Source organism: Aureibaculum algae (assembly GCF_006065315.1).
GTDB classification, from domain to species: Bacteria; Bacteroidota; Bacteroidia; order Flavobacteriales; family Flavobacteriaceae; genus Aureibaculum; species Aureibaculum algae.
On record NZ_CP040749.1, the window covers coordinates 1,443,764 to 1,462,589 of the forward strand.

At 32.3% G+C, this 18,826-nt stretch carries 15 protein-coding genes; 6 read left to right on the forward strand and 9 right to left on the reverse strand.

The features are described from left to right. Positions 1–7 precede the first annotated feature (7 nt). The 6 genes from FF125_RS05755 to FF125_RS05780 all read left to right on the forward strand — a co-directional run bounded on the left by FF125_RS05755 (position 8) and on the right by FF125_RS05780 (position 9,222). Positions 8–1,981, forward strand: a complete 1,974-nt coding sequence (locus FF125_RS05755) for a hypothetical protein (RefSeq protein WP_138948875.1) — start codon at positions 8–10, stop codon at positions 1,979–1,981. A gap of 12 nt (positions 1,982–1,993) precedes the next feature. Further along, positions 1,994–2,869, forward strand: a complete 876-nt coding sequence (locus FF125_RS05760) for a hypothetical protein (RefSeq protein WP_138948876.1) — start codon at positions 1,994–1,996, stop codon at positions 2,867–2,869. Between the two features lie 50 nt (positions 2,870–2,919). Then, entirely contained in the window at positions 2,920–3,981 is a 1,062-nt protein-coding gene (locus FF125_RS05765; protein ID WP_138948877.1) for an OmpA family protein, read from the forward strand. 345 nt (positions 3,982–4,326) lie between these two features. After that, the gene (locus FF125_RS05770) at positions 4,327–4,863 is read left to right on the forward strand and encodes a nuclear transport factor 2 family protein (protein ID WP_138948878.1); all 537 of its coding nucleotides are present in this window, start codon (positions 4,327–4,329) and stop codon (positions 4,861–4,863) included. 170 nt (positions 4,864–5,033) lie between these two features. Then, entirely contained in the window at positions 5,034–6,764 is a 1,731-nt protein-coding gene (locus FF125_RS05775) for a tetratricopeptide repeat protein (protein WP_138948879.1), read from the forward strand. A gap of 37 nt (positions 6,765–6,801) precedes the next feature. Next, positions 6,802–9,222 (forward strand): outer membrane beta-barrel family protein, encoded by a 2,421-nt coding sequence (locus tag FF125_RS05780; protein WP_138948880.1) that lies wholly within the window; start codon positions 6,802–6,804, stop codon positions 9,220–9,222. Between the two features lie 82 nt (positions 9,223–9,304). Here FF125_RS05780 and FF125_RS05785 read toward each other — a convergent pair whose 3' ends face one another. The 9 genes from FF125_RS05785 to FF125_RS05825 all read right to left on the reverse strand — a co-directional run bounded on the left by FF125_RS05785 (position 9,305) and on the right by FF125_RS05825 (position 18,712). Then, positions 9,305–10,942, reverse strand: a complete 1,638-nt coding sequence (locus FF125_RS05785) for a pyruvate dehydrogenase complex dihydrolipoamide acetyltransferase (protein ID WP_138948881.1) — start codon at positions 10,940–10,942, stop codon at positions 9,305–9,307. 56 nt (positions 10,943–10,998) lie between these two features. Then, positions 10,999–11,994 carry a pyruvate dehydrogenase (acetyl-transferring) E1 component subunit alpha gene (pdhA, locus tag FF125_RS05790; RefSeq protein ID WP_138948882.1) on the reverse strand — a complete coding sequence of 332 codons (996 nt, stop codon included), beginning with the start codon at positions 11,992–11,994 and terminating at the stop codon, positions 10,999–11,001. Between the two features lie 328 nt (positions 11,995–12,322). Then, positions 12,323–13,261 (reverse strand): M28 family peptidase, encoded by a 939-nt coding sequence (locus FF125_RS05795; RefSeq protein WP_138948883.1) that lies wholly within the window; start codon positions 13,259–13,261, stop codon positions 12,323–12,325. 131 nt (positions 13,262–13,392) lie between these two features. Further along, positions 13,393–14,406 (reverse strand): hypothetical protein, encoded by a 1,014-nt coding sequence (locus FF125_RS05800; RefSeq protein WP_138948884.1) that lies wholly within the window; start codon positions 14,404–14,406, stop codon positions 13,393–13,395. Positions 14,407–14,438: 32 nt separating this feature from the next. Further along, positions 14,439–15,419, reverse strand: a complete 981-nt coding sequence (gene rlmF, locus FF125_RS05805) for a 23S rRNA (adenine(1618)-N(6))-methyltransferase RlmF (RefSeq protein WP_138948885.1) — start codon at positions 15,417–15,419, stop codon at positions 14,439–14,441. Positions 15,420–15,707: 288 nt separating this feature from the next. After that, a complete protein-coding gene (locus FF125_RS05810) occupies positions 15,708–16,070 on the reverse strand; it encodes a biotin/lipoyl-containing protein (protein WP_138948886.1) in 363 nt (120 codons plus the stop codon). Beyond that, on the reverse strand, positions 16,070–16,693 hold the full coding sequence (locus FF125_RS05815; protein WP_138948887.1) for a hypothetical protein: 624 nt from the start codon (positions 16,691–16,693) through the stop codon (positions 16,070–16,072). The genes FF125_RS05810 and FF125_RS05815 overlap by 1 nt, the downstream gene beginning before the upstream one ends. A 37-nt stretch (positions 16,694–16,730) precedes the next feature. Continuing rightward, positions 16,731–17,840 (reverse strand): aminotransferase class V-fold PLP-dependent enzyme, encoded by a 1,110-nt coding sequence (locus tag FF125_RS05820; protein ID WP_138948888.1) that lies wholly within the window; start codon positions 17,838–17,840, stop codon positions 16,731–16,733. A gap of 38 nt (positions 17,841–17,878) precedes the next feature. After that, on the reverse strand, positions 17,879–18,712 hold the full coding sequence (locus FF125_RS05825) for a PIG-L family deacetylase (RefSeq protein WP_138948889.1): 834 nt from the start codon (positions 18,710–18,712) through the stop codon (positions 17,879–17,881). Positions 18,713–18,826 lie beyond the last annotated feature (114 nt).

Genomic DNA, 18,826 nt, shown 5'->3' on the forward strand with positions numbered 1-18,826 from the left:
TTGTACTATGAAAAATTATGTTAATTATATAGTCTTAGGTTTTTGTCTGATGATGTCTGTCAATTTGCTTGCACAGGTAAGAAAAACTAAAACAGTATCAAGTAAAAACACTAAGGTGTTTTATCAAGCAGGTAGAAAATCGGCAATAGTTTTACCCACACGAAAAATAATGCATAGGTCTGATAAGTTAGTTTGGGTTTATGCTACCAATACTTCGAAAGGTAATTGGCAAAGAGCTCAAGCCAAAGACAACGAATTATTTACAGAATTAAGAAAGAGCGGTGACTCATTATATAGAACGAATTTTAGTAATGATTTTAGAGTTCCGCGAATTGCATTTGAACCTGATCGATTTGAACAACATCCTGAATGGCTTACCAAAAACGGAAGCTTAGTAAAATCTGATGGAAGTAGTCGAATAGAATTGAAAGGTGCTACAGGCAAAACTAATATCTATTATCATAAAAACATTAATCTGCTATTGATGAGTTTTGCAGGTTATAACAAATATGGCCTACCAGAAACAAATCGAGCTAACACTAATCATATTATTGTAACAGACACCCTGATAATTCCACCTCACAGCATGGGATTTATGAATGTACAAAGGCGTAATAAAGGTTATGTTAAAATAATAGCGAATTGTATTATCTATGAGCGTCCGGTAAAAGTTACTTCAACAATGATTTCTGAAAAGACGAATTTTGTGATCTCTGCACGCAAGATATTATTAAAATCTCCATATAAAGACTTAACTGATAAAGCCCTTAATACTGCACCCTTTGTTTGGAAAGTAGATCCTAGTAATGTTGAATTTTACAAAGAAGCGTTTAAAGATATTGAGGAATTGCTTTTTAATAGGTTATTAATAGAGTATTTAAAACTAGTAACTATAAACTTACAAAACCCTGCAAATGATAGCTGGTCAAAGGATAGACTTTTAGCAAAATTTCAAACATACAGGGGACGGGTCAACTTCAATGAGTTAAACAATGATAGTGAATATTACAGCCTATTTACTGACCTATGCAAAGAATTCGATACCAAATACGGAAATGGTAAAATTGGTCCGCATAGAACAATTAATGACTTAGATATACTAGTAGAAGGTAACATACAAGATTTACCAGTAGTGCCATTTAAATATTATGCTGTACCATCAACGGCCACCCTTTTACCAGTTAAAAATCACGCTACTGGAGTACAAGATAAACTGGGTGATTTATATTATAAAGCTACTGGCGAATCAAAAATGTCAGTAACACTAGAAGTAAAATTAGGGTATGATGCAATAAAAATTGCTGAGGTTAAGAAGGCACTAAAGGAGAAAGGATTTGTTTTAGAAAATATCCCTCCTAAAACGGTAATGGCTATTAATGAACAACCTTTAAAAGCAAAGGGTAGAACAATCGGTGAAATAATACCTATTAGTAATCAAATTCTTCGATTTGAAATTGACCTTCCTGATGAAGGTCTAGACATCATAAAACTTTTTCTGAAAGACGATAATATTTTTGATTTAGACTATAAAGTATACCAAGGACAGAAAGAAAGTAATCAAAAAATAATGCTTACAATTCCTGAAAACATTTTAAAACAAATAGATTTTGCTGATTTACTCAATGAGTTTAACACCATTGAAAGTAATACAATGACAGTAACTGATGCTGTCATAATAACCAGCAATCTATCACCAGTTTTAGAAGGTAGTGGAGAAGGCACTTTAGAATATATAGAAGTATCCTTAGAATTTTTGTTTGATGACAAGACCGTATTTCGAGGTCCTGAAAGATTCTCTTCACACTCTGTAAATGGTTCAGAAAAGGAGATACCATTTATGAAACATTCAGATAATTATAAAATTATTGTAACGGGTACTGCATACTATGAATTTGGAAATAGAGAAATAATAAAAGAGAATAGCTTTACCAATACTGATAAATATATTACGCTACAAGAAAGCATGTTTAATAAGAATTAATACACGACTATTATGAAACTAATAATAAATATGATACTAATTCTAATAATTAGTACTGGGTTGATAGACACGAGAAATAGTACAAGTAGAACACAATTATTAAGTAACAAAAAAAAGATTTCCGATTTAGTAAAAGAAAATGATTCAACTTTAATAGCAAAAAGAAAAGCACATTATATGAAGTACCCAGAAAGGGGTAATTTAACTAAAGATCGTGAGGGCGTACACCCTAAAGCTAAGGTTCCCAAAGGACGCAAGGGAGAAGATAATTCAGGAATTACTTTGGCACTTGGTATCGATTTAGCCGCTGGGTTTAGCAAAAGTCACCAACGACAAAAAATTGCTGACGCCATAAATGCAGATGAAGATTTACGAGATTGGATAATTAGAGTACCAACAACCCGAGGTGAGAAAGCACGTTCTTGGTTAAAGAAAGAAGGTAACCATAGCCCAATTTTTAATAAAAATCAGATGAACCAACTTTACGAGTTTGGGTATAACTTTTTTATAGAAAGAGCTAAAAAAAGATTGCTGGGTACTACTGGGTATCCTATAGCGGATGTTATTCCAGAACATAGGCTTACCGAAACAGAGTTTGCAGATTTAGCATTAAATATTGCTGATGGTGACCAAGATTATTTATACGAGTTATTAGCTGACATTGCATGGAATTCGGGGCAGTTTGCCAGAGGGCGGCAGAACCATATTGCTCGTGCTTTAAAAGTTGAGGGTGATACATTAAGTAGGGTTGACAAGCAAATAATACGATTAAATGCTCTACGTATTCTTATTCATAATAGAAAAATTCCGACTAGTCGTAGTGGGAGAATAAATCGATTAGCCTGGATAGATTCTAAAGTGGATATTTTAAGACAAAATAGGTATTAAGGCCATGTTAAAGAATTAATAGACTAATAAAAAACTTAAAATAAGTAATTATGAAAACATATGTGAATACAGTTTTTGGAGTTATGTTTTTTTTATGCATGACTATTATACAAGCTCAAAATAGTGATTCTACGAATGACAGATTTCCTTTTGAATATAATGAGCGATCTAAAACTACTGAAGTTTCATTGATTTGGGATAAAGTGTATACTAATTTGTATGCGAGTTTTATGAATGAAGATAATGTCATAATACTACATAGTTATAGTAGTGCAACGGGCAAAAAAGAATACAACATGAAATTATCAAAAGAAAGAGGAAATGCAGTGAAAAAATTTCTAGTAAATAATGGTGTTGAAGCTTCAAGAATTAAAATTCAACCACATGGAGAACCAAACATTGAGAATTATGATGATGATTATGCAGGCGACAGAAATGTAATTCCAGAATTTAAAAGGCGAACAACAGAAAAATCCAAAGATTTTATAGATGCGTTTAAAAGCAAAGAAACGTTAGACGATGATATTAATGAAGGACATAAAATATTTTTAAAAATTGTTAATCCATACGTTACTTACATTAAAAATAAGTATCACCTTCAAGAACTACCAGGGCCAGGTAGGCCGTCAAAAGATGTAAATGAGTTCTTAAAACAAACTAAGGAAGTTTTTGATGATGCCAAGGGAGCTTATGGTGATGCAACTACAGGTGATTATAAAAATTTAGCGGAAGTAGTTGGTAACTATGGAGCAGCATCATTTATCGATTTGTTCACGAGCCTGCAAGCTGGTAAGGTTGCTAAAAATAGAAAGTTACTTTATGATGTAATTGGAGAGGCTTTTGCTACGGAATGCTTTCCAAATTACAATGCAAATATTGAAGATTGCACTATTATTGAAAAATTTTTATTTTACTCGGTAAAGTACAAAGTTAGTGGGCTTTCAAATTTGAAAAAATATAAGTTGAGGGTAAGATTTGTTGCTGGAAAAACGCATACGATGAGTACGTTTCCTCGGAGCTACCGGTTTGAGCGAAGCATGGATGATTACTCTATGTTTATGGCTAATATTCGCCATTATTTTGCATTATCCGATACAAGGTATAAAGATTAGTATTGAAATTTTAAAAGGGAAATAATTTTTATTTAGGCTTTTCAATTATTAGATTCAATAGCACTGTTTATTTCACAAATAGTGCAAGATATTGACAAAATAATGAAAGTAATTTTTTGTAGAATAACCTAACATTGTAACATCAAAAAATTGATTGATATCTCTATTAAAAATATGAAAGTTTTTAATAAAAGGATTTTGATTCCGATAAATTACATAGGGGTTTAGGACAATTTTCTTGTATACTCGTCCTAATTGATTTGATATTGAGATAAATAGCATTTATTTTCATTAACTTTTAAGATTAAAAACAATTAATAATAAATAACCATTAAATAAAAAGAAATGAAAACAAAACGACCACTTGCATTACTCTTAATTTTCGGAATTTTAGTAATAGGATGTAATGAAAAAGAAAAAGCAAAAGAACAAGAACAAATTGTAGCAGTTGAAGAAATTAAAATTGATTTAGTAAATGATGAGTTTCCAGAAGCAAAAAAGGAAATTATGGAAACTTTTGGAGCCATTGCACAAAGTTTAAAGGATGGTGATATGGATAAATTAATTTCTTTCCATGCCTATAGTCCAAAGTTTACTGAATTTAAAAATGGTGAACCACGTAATGGGGCTGAGGCAAATGAAACTTATGAGCGTGAAGTTTTTGGGGGTGTTACCGAAGTTGTAAAGTTCGATGCAAAGGACATGCAGATTGCAGTTTACGGAGATGTCGCTAACGTTACATTTCATTCAGATTTTCAATTAAAATTTGGTGAGGATCTCGTTGTTGTTAATGATCAGATTAGCTTGTTGTTTGTTAAAACCGACAAAGGATGGAAAATAGTAAGTGAACATCATTCGCCATTGAAGAAGGAAGAAAGTTAAAATGGAATAAATAACCAATTAAAAATTTGTTTTGTGGTATTTGCAGTAGGTTGAGATTGAGGTGATTGTAAAGTATAGCTATTCAAAACCATCTGACTCATAAATTAGTTGATATCAGGGATTGATAATAATTAGTCTAATGCAGAATAACGAACTCTAAATCTATTCAAATGAAAACAAAATTGACACTTATCTTATTGAGTATTGTACTATTGCCAATGGCTTATTTATTAAGTAATATGTTAGCCGTTTTCAATATTGAAACTCCTCCAAGAGCTGGTTATAATTTTATTAAATGTACATCGGCAAAATATTTGCTGACGGACATTGATACTACAAAACAAATTTCGCCACTTTTTAATAATTTAGGGAACCTTAATTTTAAAATAAGCACAGAAAATGAAAGCGTACAAGCATTTTTCAATCAAGGTGTCAAGTTAAGTTATGCCTTTAACCATGCCGAGAGTCACCGTTCATTCTTAGAGGTGGCACGTCTAGATGGAAATATTGCTATGGCGTACTGGGGACAGGCTTTTGCCTTAGGGCCAAATATTAATGATCCATTACCTAGTGAAGAACGCAAGCAGAAAATTAATGAGGCTATTGCTAAAGCCAAGCAATTGTCAACTAAAGCATCACCTAAAGAGCGGGCTTTAATTGAAGCATTATCGGCAAGGTATAGTACTGATTTAACAAAAGATGTTGCTGAACTCAATAGGGCTTATATGCATGCGATGTTGAAAGTAGTACAACAGTATCCTAAAGATGCAAACATTCAGATTTTGTATGCGGCGTCAGTAATGAATACAGTACCATGGAATTATTGGGATAAAGACGGAAAACCATCTCCAAATATTAAAGAAGCAAAGGTCGCACTTGAAAAAGCGATGGAACTTGAACCCGAAAATCCGGGAGGGCATCATTACTATATTCATATGGTAGAGTTACCCTATCCAGACATGGGGGTTGCTAGTGCTGATAAATTGGCCTCGCTAATGCCAGGAGCTGGTCATGTTGTACATATGCCTTCACATATCTATATTAGAGTTGGTAGGTATTTAGATGCTGTAAAAGTAAACCAAGCGGCTATTTTAGCCGATGAAGATTATATTTCACAATGTTTTGCTCAAGGGATATATCCTATGGGCTATTATCCTCATAATATTCATTTTTTATGGTCATCGGCAAGTTTGTTAGGGGCTAGCGATATTGCAATTGAAGCTGCTAAAAAGACGGCAGAAAAAGTGCCTGCCGGAGAATTAGAGTCACTTACTTTTTTACAAGATTTTGCCGCTACACCATTATTAGCATATGTCCGTTTTGGAAAATGGAATGAGATTTTGACCATTCCAGCTCCTAACCCCAACATTAAGCATTTAAGTCTTATGCAACATTACGCACGAGGAATTGCTTTTGTAAGAAAAGGGAATATAAAGGATGCTCAAGAAGAATTGGAAGCCATTGCAGAACTAAAAAAAGATCCTGATTTAAAAACATTGATAGCAACGGCAAATAATGAATCTATACATGTAGCCAATATTGCTTATGAAGTTGTGGCAGGGGAACTATTAGCATTAAAAGGAGATTTTTCAAAAGCCATAATTCATCTTAAAAATGCTGTAAAATTTGAAGATGGGTTAACCTACACTGAGCCCGCTGCTTGGCATATACCTACACGTCAAAATTTAGGAGCGGTATTGATAAAAGCTAAAAAATATAAGGAAGCAGAAAAAGTTTACAAGGAAGATTTACATATTTTAAGACAAAATGGATGGTCTTTAACAGGACTCTACCATTGCCTAAAAGCTCAAGGGAAAATGAAGGAGGCTCAAAGCATAAAAGAGGAATTTGAAGTTGCCTGGGAATATGCCGATATTGAAATAGAAGGCTCGGTATTATAGGTGTATATATAATACACTATAAGGAAATATTTGAATTATGAAAAAGTTAATTTTAGTTTTATTTTCATTTTCTATATGTTGTTTTTCTCAAACGACACATACAATTTCGGGTTTAGTTTCTGATGCCAATGGTAACGGATTACCTTTTTCAAATGTTTTATTGTTACACTCATCAGATTCTACTTTGGTGAAAGGGATTGTTTCTTTAAATAATGGAAGTTATACTTTGGACAATGTCAATCAAGGTGAATACCTAATCATGGCTAGTATGGTTGGATTTCAGTCAGTGTATTCAAAAGCTTTTAATCTAAACACTACTTATAAAGTGGAACCTCTTGTCTTAATAGAAGGAGAGGCACTGGATGAGGTAGAAGTAACAGTAAAAAAGCAGCTGTACGAGCAAAAAATTGATAGAATGGTTATTCATGTAGCCAGCAGTATTATTGCTTCAGGTTCATCGGTTTTAGAGGTTCTTGAGCGTTCTCCAGGTGTTGTTATTGATAGGCAGAACAATGTCATATCCTTAGTAGGTAAAAGTGGTGTTGTTGTATTAATAAATGGTAAAGAAAGTTATATGCCTGCGACAAGTATTGTTCAAATGCTACAAGGAATGAGTTCTGATAATATAGAAACTATTGAATTGATTACTACGCCACCAGCCAATTTTAATAGTGAGGGGAATGCCGGATTTATAAATATTGTTTTAAAAGCACAAACAGACGTAGGTCTAAATGGTTCTTATGCATTGTCGTTTGGAGTAGGTAATGGAACTATAACAACTGATAATATTAGTTTTAATTATAGAAAAAAAAGAATCAATTTTTTTGGTAACTATTCTTATTTACGAGACAGCCAAGGACAATTATTCGAATTTGAAAGGAGGTTCATCAATAAAGATGACGCTTCCGTATTGGTAGAGACAAATTCGAATAGAGATCCCATTCAGCGTAATCATAATGTCAGGTTTGGTTTAGATTATCAGCTGTCTGAAAAAACGATTATCGGACTACTTCTTTCAGCAAATGATAATAAATGGACTATGGACGCTGTAAATAAAAGCATGGAGACCATAAATGGTAATCCTAATTCTTTTGTTGAGCTGTTAAATTCGGAAAGAAATCAGCAAAAGCACATGGGGGCAAATATAAATCTCAAACATACTTTTAAGAAAGATGGATATATCAGTGTTGATTTAGATTATTTAAAATATCATATCGAAAATCCGACAGATTATACCAATAGCTTTTTTGATAGTAACAATGATTTTTTAAGGGAAGAAATTACAAAAAGTGATAAAACAAATCCTATTAAAATTGCCGTAGGTAAAGCTGATTATAGCAATCAGATAAATAGTAAAATTAAGTTAGATGTGGGGTTAAAAACAGCATTTAGTAATTTTGATAATGACGTGGTTGTCGGTACCTTTTCAGGACAAGATTTTATTGAAGACAATGAGTTAACAAACATAAGTGATTTAAATGAACAAATATTAGCAGCTTATAGCAGTGTTGATTATGCTATTAATGATAACATAAATATGAAATTGGGTATGCGTTATGAGTATACCGATTCAGAATTGAATTCAGACAAAAAAGGAAAAGTAGTTGATCGAAAATTTGGTAATTTTTTTCCAACGGCTTTTGTTTCTTATAAATTTAATGATTCTTTAAATTTTAACTTATCCTATGCGAAACGTATAACACGACCCACTTTTAATGACATGGCTCCATTTGTGATTTTCTTTGATCTCGGGACTTTTTTTTCAGGTAATCCGGCTATTCAACCGGCTATTTCTAATGCCGTTAAATTCGATTTGAACTATCGATCAATATTTATTTCAGCACAATATTCAGTGGAAGAGGGAAGCATTTCTAAATTTCAATCCTCTTTCGATGAAAAGAATGAGCGATTGGTTTTTGCTGCAACAAACTTAGATAATACAAAAATATTTTCATTAACATTAGGACTTCCTATAACCCTTACCCATTGGTGGAAGATGCAAAATAATATCATATTTTCAAATACCAATATGTCAAATACGGTTGAAGGTTCTTTGTCTCATTTTGAGAAAAATACAATTGATATCAATAGCACACAGTCATTTACTATGGCAAAAAATCTCACTTCAGAAATTAGTGTAAATTATATTAGTCCCAGTTTTAATAGTTGGATAGGGACATCAACATTAAAAAGTATTTATGGAATTAATATTGGAATTCAAAAGAAGTTTGGTGATAAATGGGGTACCCTCGGATTTAAAATTAATGATTTAATGGATTCAATTCAATGGGATGTAGTTAATGCTATTCCTGAACAGAACTTAAAAACGAAAAGTAGTTTAGATTTTATGAGTCGTACTTTTGTACTTACCTATTCAAGAAGTTTTGGGAATAAAAAGTTGAAATCTGCCCGTGAAAGAGCGAGAGGTGCTGAAGAAGAAAAAAATAGAGTAAATTAATTGGAAAAGAAATATTACAAAGAGAAAAGAGCCTGAAATTTAAATTTCAGGCTCTTTTTATTTAAGTTATATTCTGGTTTTATTATACCAACATTGTAACTGGATTTTCAATAAACCCTTTTAAAGTCAATAAAAATTGAGCACCAGTAGCACCATCAACCGTTCTGTGGTCACATGCTAAGGTTAATTTCATAGTATTACCTACAACGATTTGACCTTCTTTTACAATTGGTTTTTGAACAATTGCACCTACAGATAAAATAGCTGAATTAGGCTGGTTTATAATTGAAGTAAAGTCTGTTATACCGAACATTCCTAAATTAGAAATAGTAAAAGTACTGCCTTCCATTTCTTGAGGAGTTAACTTTTTATTTCTTGCTTTACCAGCGTATTCTTTTACTTTTGATCCAATTTGTTGTAAGCTTTGTTCATCGGCAAATTTTAAAACAGGTACTAATAAACCATCTTCAACCGCAACGGCTACACCAATATGTACATGATGATTTATACGCATTCTATCGTCAAACCACTGAGAATTTACTTGTGGATGTTGTTTTAGAGCTAAAGCTACTGCTTTAACTACCATGTCGTTATAAGATATTTTGGTGTCAGGTACAGAATTGAATTGTTGTCTAAATACAATCGCATTATCCATATTGAATTCTACATTCAAATAGTAATGTGGTGCCGTAAATTTAGATTCACCTAATCTACGAGCAATTACTTTACGCATTTGCGAGTTCGGTATTTCATCAAAACTTTCTTCACCGCTTGCCACAAATGGCATTGCAGATGAACCTGCTTGACTAGGGGTAAAGTTTTCAACATCACTTCTGATGATACGTCCACCAGTACCAGAACCTTTTACTTGTGCAAGATTAATTCCTTTTTCTTGTGCTATTTTTTTAGCCAATGGTGAAGCGAATATACGTCCCCCAGAAGCAGAAGTGGTTACATTTGCTTCTGGAGCAGGTGCACTTACTGTTTTTTGAGCTTGTGGCGGAGCAGCTTTTACTTCTTCTTTTTTAGGAGCTGGTTTTGCTTCTTCTTTAGCTTCTGATTTTGAAAAAGCACCGGCTTTAATAGCTTCTACCAATTCAGTTACATCAGTACCTGCATTACCAACAACAGCCAAAACGCTATCAACAAGAGCAGTTTCTCCTTCATTTACACCTATATAAAGTAATGTTCCTTCATAGAAACATTCAAATTCCATAGTGGCTTTATCTGTTTCAATTTCTGCTAAAATATCACCTTCTTTAACTGTATCACCAACTTTCTTAAGCCAAGATGCAACAGTACCTTCAGTCATTGTATCACTTAAGCGAGGCATGGTAATAATTTCTGCACCATCAGGTATTGCAGTATTTGAACTAGCTTTCGCTTCTTCTTTAACTTCTGATTTTTCTGTTACAGCAGCTTCTTTTTGATCTTCTTTTTGATCTTCAGATGCACCTTTAAGTAAGTCAGAAATATCTTCTCCTTCTTCACCAATAATCGCTAATAAAGTATCTACCTTAGAAGTTTCTCCTTCTTGGATTCCAATATATAATAAAGTCCCTTCATTGAAAGATTCGAACTCCATCGTAGCTTTATCAGTTTCTATTTCAGCTAGTATATCTCCTTCTTCGACCTTATCACCTACTTTTTTTAACCATTTAGCAACAACACCTTCTTCCATAGTGTCGCTCAAACGGGGCATATTAATTATTGTTGCCATAAATTTTATTTTAAAACTTTTATCTAGTAATCTATTATTTGCTTATCTTTTGTATACTATAATTTGTGTTTTACAAAAGGGTAATCTTCTTGTTCGTAAACCATATCATACAATGCTTGTTTGTCTGGATATGGAGATTCTTCAGCAAATTTTTCACATTCTGCTACTTTATCTTTTACTGCTTTGTCCCATGCTTTAATTTCATCATCAGTAGCATATTTTTCCTTTTTTATTACATCTAAAACTTGAGTAATAGGATCTATTTTTTTATACTCTGCCACTTCATCTTTCGTTCTATAATGTTGAGCATCACTCATAGAATGTCCTCTATATCTATATGTTTTAACTTCCAAGAAGTAAGGTCCATCTTTTCTAGCATGTTCAATAGCTTCATACATAGCTTCAGCAACTTTAACAGGATTCATCCCATCAACTGGTTTGCTTGGCATATCATATCCTAAGCCTAACTTCCAAATATCTTCATGATTTGCAGTACGTTTTACGGATGTACCCATGGCATAACCGTTATTCTCTACTACAAAAACTACAGGAAGCTTCCATAACATGGCCATGTTAAAGGTTTCATGTAAAGAACCTTGTCTTGCAGCACCATCACCAAAACAAGTCAATGTAACAGCATCATTTCCTTTGTACTTATCACCAAAAGCAATACCTGCACCTAATGGAATTTGACCACCAACGATACCGTGACCTCCATAAAAACGATGTTCTTTAGAGAAAATATGCATAGAACCACCCATACCATGAGAAGTTCCAGTTTCTTTACCATATAGCTCAGCCATAACTCTTCTAGGATCTACACCCATTCCGATTGGTTGTACGTGATTACGGTAAGCAGTAATCATCTTATCTTTTGTTAAGTCCATAGCGTGTAAGGCACCTGCCAATACAGCTTCTTGACCATTATAGAGGTGTAAAAAACCTCGAACTTTTTGCTGAATATAAACAGCTGCTAATTTATCTTCAAACTTTCGCCAAAAAAGCATGTCTTTGTACCAATTGATGTAGGTCTCTTTAGTTATTTCCTTCATGTTGTTTTAAAGTAATAGTTACAAACGTAGTTACAAAAATACTACTTTAGATGTAGTTCTAAAAGAAACATTTGATTTTTGTTATATTTCTTTTATTCAGAACTGTAATGAAAGGTAATTATTATATTTTTCACAAAAAATGGCTCATTTTATATGTGATTAATGATATATTCTTATGCTTAATTAGGCTACATATGAATCATTTGATTAATTTTTAGCTCAAAAAGATTCGCAAAAGTTAATTTTATTGCCTTTTCATGGCGATTGTGTTTAAATTATTGGTTAATAATTATTATTTACACCGATAATATCAATCGTAATAATTGATTTATTTTAGTGTTTTTATTGTTAGGAAGAGTTGTTCAATTACCAATGACATTTTATGAAGATTTAAGGTTGATAATATGTCTCCTTTCTTATGATAATTTTTGTTTCGGTAAAATGCAGTATTTGTAATCATTACGGCATCATAGTTTAGATTCCAATAGTTCAGGTGATCTGAAAAATCAACACCAGGCAACATGGAGTTTCCTTTTAATGATTCTGTTTTAATTATTTTTTTTGATTTAAATAATTGATTGAATTCATCGCTAAATTCACCACTGTTTTTATGTTGAACAACGGTTATATAATCGGCTTTGTTACCATATATTAAACTCATGCCAGGGATAGGATATTCTTGTGAGTTGGGTTTGCTATTGTAATAACCTATCATTTCTAGGCAAATCATTCCCTTAACTGAAATTTTATTTTTATAAAGATAATTGGCATGAATTGCACTGCCCATTTGTTCCGTTCTAAAAAAAGGAGGCTCTTCTAAAGTATAGGCTACAAAATCGATTCTGTAGTTTAATTTTTCTTTTGATAATAATCTCGCCAATTCTAAAATACCCGCAACGCCACTGGCATTGTCATCTGCTCCAGTATGATTACCATACACATCGTAATGAGCACCAATTATAATGCGTTCTTTGTTTTCTGTACCTATAGAACCTATTACATTTTTATAGGTTTTATTTTCAACTTTATAATTTTGAAAAGCAGTAGTGTCGCAAATTTTAATGAGTTCAGATTTTATATAATCAGCAACACTATCTAGCGTTATTATATTTTTATAGTTTCTTGGTTTTTGTGTATTTGTTATTTTTACAAGATCGTTAAGAACGCGTACTGTATCTGCAAATTGCAATGTGTTTTTGGTCCTGTTTTGAGAATGGGTGCAGCCCACAATAAAGATAAATGTTATTATAATACAGAGGTTTCTCATAGTTGAAATTTTAAATAAAACTATATGAAATCACTATTTCAAAAAACTACTAATTAGCAAAAGGTCAAATGCAGTGTGTAAAACCTATATATGATTTAGGGAACGTATGGTTGGTAACTATTCTAAAAGGATTACTCTTTGTTCTTAATAATATAAATGCCATTTTCTTTATATTCTCTTTTCGATCTGCCATTACCACTTAATTTAATAAAAGCAATTTTATTTGAATTTTTAAATTCCTTTTTGGGATAAAACAATTCGATATCAGGGTAGTAAGAGCCGAAAGCACCTGTTTTAAATGTATAGGCTTTGAAATTTAAATTTTCATCGAAATGACGAAGTCTAAAATAGCCTATACCATTCCATCCAGATCTACTTGTATTATTAATGTCATAAAAAGAGCCATATTCTCTTGATGTGCCTACAAATTTTTCTAAATGTATAGGTTCTTCTTCATTTTTCCATTTTTGCCATGGAGCAATTTTGTTTTCTAAGACAATCAACGAATCTAAACTTTTTTCTTTGTGTTTATAAAATTTAAACGGATTCATATAAAAATCATCAAAACCTTTTGCAGACTTGAAAACGGTCCAATCCTCATTAATTTTTACATAACAATTAGTTTTATCAGCATCATAATCATTTCCATAGGCAATAATATCAGCCTTCACTATATATTCATTAAAAATGCTGGAGTGAATACTATCATAATTTATAATTTGATGATATGCTTGTTTTGACTTATTACCAGAATAAATCCAATCTGTATAGTAGTCTTCCTCAAAATAATAACCTAATTTATTTATATAATCTCTAAAATTCAGACTGTCTATTATTTCTCCATTTTTATTAGTTTTCCAATAGGTTTTCCAACCCGCATTATTTCTGTCGTAATCTGAATCGTAAATAGAAATAATATATTCTTTGGTAGCGGTGTTGTAGGAAATGGGGGCATCTAAATTACCATCAATAATTTTGTTTATTTGATAGTTTTCTGATGCGACATTATGATCTGATAAATAGTTGTAATCTCCATACAAACCGAATAGAGAGACACTATCAACAAAATGTCTAACAGGACCTATGTAGCTGTATGTAAGGTATGCGGCAAGGACAACGGCTAAAACTTTTAAGGGCTTTTTCATTTTGATTTTAATCGCAGTAGTATATTTTTAAATTACTTTTTAGAAGGTTTTTTATCTGCCCATCTGGTCAATTTCCATTCTTTTTGTTCTAATTTGGAAAGGAAGGTCCAAGCTACAATGCGACTCGATTTGTTGCCTGTGCCCATGGCGATCGTTTTAACGTCTACAGCCTCGTATCTATCTAATGTTTTGTAAATTCCATTGAGATTAGATTGTTTAGATACTAAGGTTGAAAACCAATAGCAGTTTTTAGAAAATTTTTGACTTTCACGCACCATATTTGTGATAAATTTTGATTCGCCACCGTCACAAACCAACTCATTATAAATTCCAGCAAAATTGAGTTCTGGTGTTTTTACTTTTTTACCAGATAAATTTTGAACCTTTCGTTTTGTACCTCTTTGAGCATCTTCAATAGTTGCATGAAATGGAGGATTACAAACGGTGATGTCAACCTTATCTTCTCGGGTAAGAATTCCGTAAAAAATATCTTTAGTATTTTCTTGCAACCTAAAAGTAACTTTATCTTTTAGAGATGGGTTAGATTCAACAATGTGTTTTGAAGATTCTATGGATTTGGGATTAATATCAGACCCAATAAAATTCCAACCGTATTCCGTCACTCCTAATATAGGGTAAATACAACTGGCACCTACACCAACATCTAAACAGGTGATTTTGTTTACTGTTGGAATTTTTCCAAAATTATGTTCACGCAACAAATCAGCCATATGGTGTATATAATCTGCTCTTCCAGGAATGGGCGGGCATAAATTTTCATCTGGAAAATTCCAATTTTTAATTCCGTAATAATGATGTAACAATCCTTTGTTTAAGATTTTTACAGCTTCTGGATTTGAAAAATCAACAGAATCGTCGCCATATTTATTTGGTTTTACATGCGTTGCCAATTCAGGATTTGACTCCACCAATGCATTTAAATCATAACGTTCTCGGTTTTTGTTTCGAGGATGTAAACTAGATTTTATAGGGTTGGGTTTTTTAGACGACATGTAATTACTGTATTGTTGATGTTAAAATATAAGTAAAATATAATTTGAAATTTGTAAATATCTCACTTCTTTGATTAATTACTGTGATTTGTGCACTTTTTCTACTTAAATAGTTTATACCTTTTAGATATGAATTCATATCTGTTTTAAATAAAAACCTAAAACACGAGCATTTAACATTCTTTGAATGGTTGTAAATGTTCAGTTTTCAGCATTGCCAAAGTCATTCGGAAGCTTTTAGTCGCTAAAAATCAAATAATAGGAGGGAAGTATTAAATACATTAACCACTATTTTGGCCATAGTTGGTTTATACCCTCTACTTTAAATAGTTCAGTTCCTTTGGTTAGTTTTGTGTTTAAAGGACATATTGAAATTATTTTTCCAGTGAAAACACTTTCAAACTCCATAACGATCATGTTATTAGAAAGATTACATATAATATCTCCTGGCTTAACAACATCTCCGAGTTTAATATTCCAATTAGTTAACACTAAATCTTTTTGATTCTCTAATTCTGGTGCAAAGAAAGATTCCACTTGACCTTTTTCTAGTTTATATTCATAAGTGTCAGCAATCATGTTACAAGACTTCGGAATTCTATTCGGTTTTCTAGTTGTTGAAAATAGCCTTTGAAGTAGGGATTTTAACATTATTTTTTAAATTTTGAATTGACCCAAGCATCAACCATTTCTTTTTTATCAGCTTCGTTATTATAATTTATGTTTACGGCAAAGTCAAACCCATTAATTAATCGGTTATATAATTGCTGTTTGATAATTTCTTTACCATCAGGAGCATAAATAGTAAATTCATACGTCTGAAAATCTAGTCCGTCAATTTTAACTACCGTTGTTGCTGAAGTATCAATTTTCATTTCTTGCTCAGTAAATGTATTGTACATTAGTTTTTTTAAGAGTACATTATTCTCTTGCCATTCTCCGGGATATTCAATTTCAAAAGGCTGTGAAGTAGATTGAAATCGATTAAACGCGTTTTTTTGAAAACCGATTAAATTTTTAAGACCAGAAATATTGATTTCACTACCTATTTGATTTTCGATAATCTCTTTACCCTTATTTGTGTCTTTATTACTTTGTTTTTTTGTAGTCACTTTCCAATCATTCGGTATGGTTATAGTCCATCCAATTTCTTTGCTATTGTAAATATTACTATCACTATTAAATTCATCAATATGCTCATTTGAATTATTTTTTTTACAAGAAGTAAGTAATATTAAAATGACCAAAAGTGTTTTTGTAGATTTTATTAGCATGAGTGTATTTTGTTTTAAGTTGTTTGGTTTAGAAAAATTAATTTGAGACTAAACTTAAAAATTTTCTAATTTCAGTATGTGTATTAAAAAAGTTTGGACTTACTCTTATATTATTAGCCTGTAAAGTTACTAGAACATTTTCTTTTTTGAGTTTTTCAAATAGTATTTTAGTAGTTTCTAAAGAACCCGTATTAAAATGAACTATAGCGGTTCTTTCATTTCGTTTTTTTGTGGGTGTCACAATTTTAAATCCTTTTTCACGGAGTCCTTTAATAAGAAGGTCTGTATGCTCTAAGGCTTTCTCATAAATAGTATCAATTCCAATATGAAGTAATAAATGAAGTCCATCAGACCAAGCATCAAAGAGTGAATATGCAATAGTACCAGTCTCAAATTTTCTAGAATCCTCATGATATGTAAGGTTATCATCACTTTTATCAGCGGCATACATTCCTGGTAAAACTGGGGTAATTTTATTTAGAACACGTTTACTAACATATAAGAAACCTGTTCCGTGCATACCCAATAGCCATTTAAAACCGCAACCTGCCATTACATCAATTTGATATTTTTCTACATCGATAGGGGTCATTCCCGCTGCTTGTGCTGCATCCACAACAAATAGAGCACCATTCATGTGAGCAATCTTACCAATTGCAGCGAGGTCGGGTCTAAAACCGCTGTTAAAACGAACCGCTGCAATGGCCACAATTCGGGTATTAGTATCTACCCATTTTTCTATGGATGCAGGGTCAATACTAAGATCTTTATTTATTTTTGCAAATCTAATTTCAACTCCTTTTTCTTTTAGTTGTAACCATGGATAATTATTATTCCAATGTTCATATTCTGGGATAACAATATTGTCACCTTTTTTTAAATCGACACCTTGAGCTACAATCCCTAAACCAACCCCCGTGCTTGTTACTAATGCATATTCTTCTGGAGCACCCCCTAATAGTTTTGCGAGTAAACCACGTATGTTATTGCGGTCAAAGGCTTTTTTACCAACAGGATTTAATTCTGTTTTTAAATGCTTTTGAAGTCTGTCATATACCAACGTATTTAAAGGTGCTTGTGAAGCACTGTTTAGATAAACGGCTTTTTCTGTAATTGGAAATAGTGATCGAATTTCTTCTATAGACATAGGTATAGACATAGGTATAGGCTTTCTCTAAGTTTTATTTAGTACTCAAAAACATCATGCCTTATATTTTCTGAACCATTCCATGGCCGGAAATAAAGTATGCGTTCTTTTTGGCCTATTAATGTAAACAATTCATCCATAACTTCCGTAGTGTATTGTGATTTACAACAACCTAAGGCTTCTCTTCCTACGTTGTAATCATCTTCTGAATAGGGTATTCTATACGTTAAGAATTTCTTATCCGTTGTTTTTAGACTTTCTTTAAACCAACTTGCCATATTCGTTTTTATTTTTGGAGCTGCCTCTAAGTCCTCTTTTAAAACACCAACATAAAGAAGCTGTTTCAATGACTTTGTTTTATTTTTTTGAAAAACTTCAGTGACAATATTACTGACAATACGATGATCAGGGTGACCATAATAACCACCAGGGCCGAAACTCATAACAACATCAGGTTTGTATTTTGTAAAAAGATTATCAATTTTATCATCAAGAGAAAAAAGATTTTCCATTTTAGCTAATTCACCATCCGTATAATTCAATAAAATGGGTGGGTTTATACCTAAGGTTTTTGTTGTACATAATGCTTCTTGAGCACGTACCTTAGCAAGTGAATCTCCGGCAGGGATGTTAGCATGGGGAGATACTCCATTAGACCCGTCAGTTGCTAATACTAAATAAATATTTACTCCTTCTTTAGCATATTTTGAGAGGATGGGTGAGATTGTGCTTTCATCATCTGAATGAGCAAAAACAGCCATTATGGTTTTTTTACTAGGAGATGTTGGTTTAACTTCTTGTTGTGTGGTAGTCCCTTTATTACAGGATGTTAGTAGTAGTGAAAGACAAATAATAGTAATTATTTTGTTCATTTTGTAAACGTTTTGTTTCTAAACTATCAATTGAAGTTGGCAGTGGAAGTAAGGATTGTTCTATGTTTTAAGGAACGAATTTAGCAAATACTAACCAAATAAGGAATCTTTTCG

Coding starts and splice junctions, on each gene's coding strand:
- FF125_RS05755 (WP_138948875.1), top strand. CDS start 8: ATGAAAAATTATGTTAATTATATAGTCTTAGGTTTTTGTCTGATGATG.
- FF125_RS05775 (WP_138948879.1), top strand. CDS start 5,034: ATGAAAACAAAATTGACACTTATCTTATTGAGTATTGTACTATTGCCA.
- FF125_RS05760 (WP_138948876.1), top strand. CDS start 1,994: ATGAAACTAATAATAAATATGATACTAATTCTAATAATTAGTACTGGG.
- FF125_RS05815 (WP_138948887.1), bottom strand. CDS start 16,693: ATGCTAATAAAATCTACAAAAACACTTTTGGTCATTTTAATATTACTT.
- pdhA (WP_138948882.1), bottom strand. CDS start 11,994: ATGAAGGAAATAACTAAAGAGACCTACATCAATTGGTACAAAGACATG.
- FF125_RS05800 (WP_138948884.1), bottom strand. CDS start 14,406: ATGAAAAAGCCCTTAAAAGTTTTAGCCGTTGTCCTTGCCGCATACCTT.
- FF125_RS05825 (WP_138948889.1), bottom strand. CDS start 18,712: ATGAACAAAATAATTACTATTATTTGTCTTTCACTACTACTAACATCC.
- FF125_RS05785 (WP_138948881.1), bottom strand. CDS start 10,942: ATGGCAACAATAATTAATATGCCCCGTTTGAGCGACACTATGGAAGAA.
- FF125_RS05820 (WP_138948888.1), bottom strand. CDS start 17,840: ATGTCTATAGAAGAAATTCGATCACTATTTCCAATTACAGAAAAAGCC.
- FF125_RS05810 (WP_138948886.1), bottom strand. CDS start 16,070: ATGTTAAAATCCCTACTTCAAAGGCTATTTTCAACAACTAGAAAACCG.
- FF125_RS05780 (WP_138948880.1), top strand. CDS start 6,802: ATGAAAAAGTTAATTTTAGTTTTATTTTCATTTTCTATATGTTGTTTT.
- FF125_RS05765 (WP_138948877.1), top strand. CDS start 2,920: ATGAAAACATATGTGAATACAGTTTTTGGAGTTATGTTTTTTTTATGC.
- rlmF (WP_138948885.1), bottom strand. CDS start 15,419: ATGTCGTCTAAAAAACCCAACCCTATAAAATCTAGTTTACATCCTCGA.
- FF125_RS05770 (WP_138948878.1), top strand. CDS start 4,327: ATGAAAACAAAACGACCACTTGCATTACTCTTAATTTTCGGAATTTTA.
- FF125_RS05795 (WP_138948883.1), bottom strand. CDS start 13,261: ATGAGAAACCTCTGTATTATAATAACATTTATCTTTATTGTGGGCTGC.